Below are 2,051 nucleotides of genomic sequence, written 5' to 3'. Positions count from 1 at the left end.
CGGTCGACCAATAAGGGAGACAACAAATGCCAAGCCTATAAAAAGAATGAGGGCTTGGATTTTATAGAGAAACCAAAACAAAAACAAAACACCAGCTACTACAGCTATTGCTTTTAGAATTCCATAGGTTATTGATTCGGCGGTGGTTTTCACTTCGTAAATATACTCTATTCAGTTATTAGGAAAAATCAAATTATTGTTAACGTAATAAAGAAATTATAGCTTCTTAAATATCAGTTTTCAAAAACGTATTTTATAATATTAGCTCCCATTTGTAAAGCCTTCAACCTCACTTCTGGCGGGTCATTATGAATCTCTTGATTTTCCCATCCATTTCCTAAATCAGATTCATAAGTGTATAATAAAACTAATCTATCTTCTTCAAACACCCCAAATGCTTGTGGTGGAAGACCGTCGTGTTCATGAATTTTTGGAAGTCCATTAGGGAACTTATAATGTATGTTAAAGATTGGGTGATTGCCAGGAAGTTCTTTTAGCTCTTTGTTTGGAAAGACTTTTATAATTTCTTTTCGAACGTATTGATCCATTCCATAGTTGTCATCTATGTGAAGAAATCCGCCACTTATCAAATACTTGTTTAAATTTTCGGCTTCTTCTGGTGTGAAATATACGTTTCCATGGCCTGTCATGTGTACAAATGGATAGTCGAAAATGTCAACACTTCCAGGTGTTACGGTTTCAGGTTTTTCGTTTATAGCGGTATCTATATTTTGATTGCAGAAACTAATTAGGTTTGGGAGTGAAGTAGGGTTTGAATACCAATCACCGCCACCACCATACTTAAGAACAGCAATTTCTTGGGAAAGAGTGCTTCCAAAAGTAAATAATAGTAGAATCGAAAATAATATATGACGCATAGGTTTCAAAAATACAAAATCAGAAAGGATATAATTCAATAATTAATTTTGAAACATATAATCTTAGATTATTGAATTTTAGTTGTTTAACAAGAAAATGGATAGGCTGTAGATTATTTTTGATTGATAAATGCCACGCTATGGCATGCTACTACTGCTGCAGTTTCAGTTCGTAAACGTGAATCGCCAAGACTAACGGGAATAAATCCTGCTTTTAAAGAGAGCTCAATCTCTTCGGAAGAAAAATCTCCTTCAGGTCCAATTAGAATTGTAACCTTGGCATTAGGTTTTAATACTGATTTCAATGAGTTTTTGTCGTCTTCTTCACAATGAGCAATACAGCGTATTCCATCGTTCGAACTATTAGATTCGATAAAGTTCTTTAGTGAAACCGCTTCATTTAAAACAGGCAGATGGGCTTTTAATGATTGTTTTAATGCACTTTGTATAATTTTCTCGTAGCGCTCAGGCTTTATTACTTTACGCTCGCTGTGGTCGCAAATAATGGGTGTGATTTCTGATATGCCAATTTCAGTTGCTTTTTCTAAAAACCACTCATATCGATCGTTTAATTTTGTTGGTGCTACAGCCAAATGTAAATGATAGAGTAGAGGATCAACCTTTTCTTCTTTTAAAATTTTAGCTACACATTGTTTTGGTGTGACTAAACTTATTTCAGCATCAAAAAAAGATCCCGTTCCGTTTGTGATTTTAAGAGTGTCGCCTTCTCTCATTCTAAGCACTTTTGTAATGTGGCGACTCTCGTCTTTGTCGAAGATTATATCACTTGAGTTTTCCGAAATATTAGGATTGTAAAAAAGCTGCATGGTTCTGGTTTATTTTGGCGTGGTTGTTTAGAGTTGGTTTAACCTTGATTCTTTTCTACGCCAGTTTATTTTTTCTCCTTAAAATTTCATTCGTGCTGAAGCAACGGTATTGGAGTCTGCAAAATCTCCTTCCTTGTATTTCAATTCGCCAACAATAGCAATCATAGCAGCGTTATCTGTGCAAAACTCAAATTTAGGAATATGCGTTTTCCAACCATATTTTTGCTCGGCATCTTGAAGAGCTTTCCTAATTCCACTGTTTGCCGAAACACCACCGCCAATAGCAATTTCTTTTATTCCAGTCTTTTTGACTGCGTTTTTCAGTTTGTCCATTAAGTATTCGACA

The 2,051-nt window shown here is 35.1% G+C and carries 2 protein-coding genes and 1 pseudogene; all 3 read right to left on the bottom strand.

Annotation, left to right across the window (positions count from 1 at the left end):
- Positions 1-233: 233 nt before the first annotated feature.
- Positions 234-878: a DUF4159 domain-containing protein gene (locus VKY41_RS11220; protein ID WP_500814547.1), complete on the bottom strand. Its 645-nt coding sequence runs from the start codon at positions 876-878 to the stop codon at positions 234-236.
- A gap of 113 nt (positions 879-991) precedes the next feature.
- Positions 992-1,705 (bottom strand): 16S rRNA (uracil(1498)-N(3))-methyltransferase, encoded by a 714-nt coding sequence (locus VKY41_RS11215; protein WP_500814546.1) that lies wholly within the window; start codon positions 1,703-1,705, stop codon positions 992-994.
- A gap of 78 nt (positions 1,706-1,783) precedes the next feature.
- A pseudogene (locus VKY41_RS11210) lies at positions 1,784-2,051 on the bottom strand (tRNA (adenosine(37)-N6)-threonylcarbamoyltransferase complex transferase subunit TsaD); the annotation flags it as partial.

The organism is Xanthomarina sp. (assembly GCF_035306605.1).
In the GTDB taxonomy this organism is placed as follows: Bacteria; Bacteroidota; Bacteroidia; order Flavobacteriales; family Flavobacteriaceae; genus Xanthomarina.
Note: the sequence above shows the minus strand (reverse complement) of the source record. Positions and strands in the feature narration are given on the sequence as shown.